Raw genomic sequence first — 1981 nt, forward strand, 5'->3', positions numbered from 1 at the left:
TGTATTTGTTAGTTTAAAAGTGGCTACTTTTTGACGAATATCGGTTGAAAAGTTGCCACTATTTTTGTATCTTCTGCTCCTTAATCTGAGGAGAACAGGAGGTACCGGAAAGGTGATCAATTACATGGACTACCACACGATTATCAGCCTCAAGCTGAAGGGATTATCAAATCAGAAAGTCGCAGACATTGTCGGGGTCTCGCGGGAAACAGTCAGACAGCGCTGGAAAAAATATTCCCGCGAGCATCACAGACTCGTCACTGATCAGATGTCTGCTGAAGATTTCGAAAAGACAAAGGAAGTCATTATCGATCCCCCATCTTATGATTCTTCAAACCGCTCTTCAAGAAAATACAATGAGCAGATCGACGAGCTTCTCGATCAGATTCTGCTTGATGAAGAAAACAAGGCAAAGGAGCTGACTTCCAGAAAGCAGCGGCTGACATGCCTGCAGATTCATGAGCTGATCAGAAAGGCAGGTTATGACATCGGCCTAACCACCATCACGGCCAAAGTGAGAGAAAAACGAAATCGGAACAGAGAATGCTTTATTGCTCAGACTTACGAATATGGTCAGCGTTTTGAGTATGACTTTGGTGAAGTGGAACTTTTTATTGGGGATGTGAAACAGAAAGTTCAGATGGCAGTGATTGCCTGTCCTGCCTCCGGCTACCGCTGGGCCAGACTTTATGACAGTCAGCGTATGGAGGTGTTTCTCGATTCTCATGTCCGGTTCTTCCACGAGGTTTCCGGATGCTTTACAGAAGGCGTTTATGACAATATGCGAAATGCCGTCAGCCATTTCACATGGACACAGAAAACGGTCAACGAAGAACTGATGAAGCTTTCTCTCTATTACGGCTTTCATGTCAATCTGACCAATGCCAGAAGCGGCAATGAGAAAGGAACCGTAGAAGGATCGGTGAAGGTGATCCGTAACAAAGCATTCGCCATAAGGTATAAGTTTGATTCTTTCGAAGAAGCTCAGGACTATCTGCAGCAGGTTCTGGCTAAAATGAACGTCCATTCAAAAATCGAAGAAGAGAAGAAAGTTCTGAAGCCAATTCCGGCTGTTCCTTATGAAACAGCTCAGATTACATCGGCAAAAGTAAACAAATACAGCTTCATCCGTGTAGACAGTAATTTCTACTCCGTACCGGAAAGCCTGATTGAAAAAACGGTAAAAGTAAAGAAATATCCTGATCACATCACAGTGCTTTACAACCAGCAGATCGCAGCAGATCATCAGCGGATGAAAGGTAAAAATAAAACGCGCCTTGATATTCGACACTATCTTGGCACGCTCAATAAAAAGCCTGGCGCCTTAAGAAATTCAACCGTCTTAAAGCAGGAGCCAGTCCTTGAAGAATTCTTCAAGAAATATTTTACAGAAAAGCCAAAGGAATTCATAGAATTTATCCGGCAGCACCAGGATGTCCCTTTCACCGAACTCGAACAGCTGTACCGCAAAGAAGTACTGATGATCGGTCAGGGCAGCGAGATTTCAATCCGGACAGGAACTGAAATCTCAGAAGTCAGCAGTCTTTTTATCGGAGGAGAACAGTCATGACAATCATAGAAGATACAAAATATCTCCATCTTTCCTATATTCGGGAACATTACCTGGAACACTGCCAGGAAGCGGCGCTCAAAGAGCAGAGCTATGAAGAATTTCTCAAAGACCTGCTGCAGGGTGAATGTTTTCAGCGCAGACAGAATGGAATTATGAAAAGAATGCGATCCGCGCATTTTCCGTATCAGATGATCCTGAATGATTTCAGACGGGACCATCTGAAAGTGGAAGTCAGACAGATCATCAAAGAACTCGAAACTCTGGAATTTATTGAAGAGAAGAAAAACATTATTCTGATCGGCAATCCGGGTACGGGTAAGACGGCTCTGTCTATTGCGCTGGGCTCTAAAGCGGTGGAGGAAGGACGGAGCGTTCTTTTTATCAGTATCCCCAGTCTGCTGATCGAGC

The 1981-nt window shown here is 44.1% G+C and carries 2 protein-coding genes; both read left to right on the forward strand.

All coding sequences use genetic code 11. The annotated features are described in order from the left end of the window. The first annotated feature begins 112 nt into the window (after positions 1-112). Positions 113-1570, forward strand: coding sequence for an IS21 family transposase (gene istA / locus BO222_RS05050; protein WP_143356946.1), 1458 nt, complete (start codon positions 113-115; stop codon positions 1568-1570). Beyond that, the coding region (locus tag BO222_RS05055) for an ATP-binding protein (RefSeq protein ID WP_158024560.1) at positions 1567-1981 on the forward strand (415 nt) is incomplete at its 3' end. The genes istA and BO222_RS05055, both read left to right, overlap by 4 nt.

It is taken from the genome of Ileibacterium valens (genome assembly GCF_001945525.1).
GTDB classification, from domain to species: domain Bacteria; phylum Bacillota_I; class Bacilli_A; order Erysipelotrichales; family Erysipelotrichaceae; genus Ileibacterium; species Ileibacterium valens.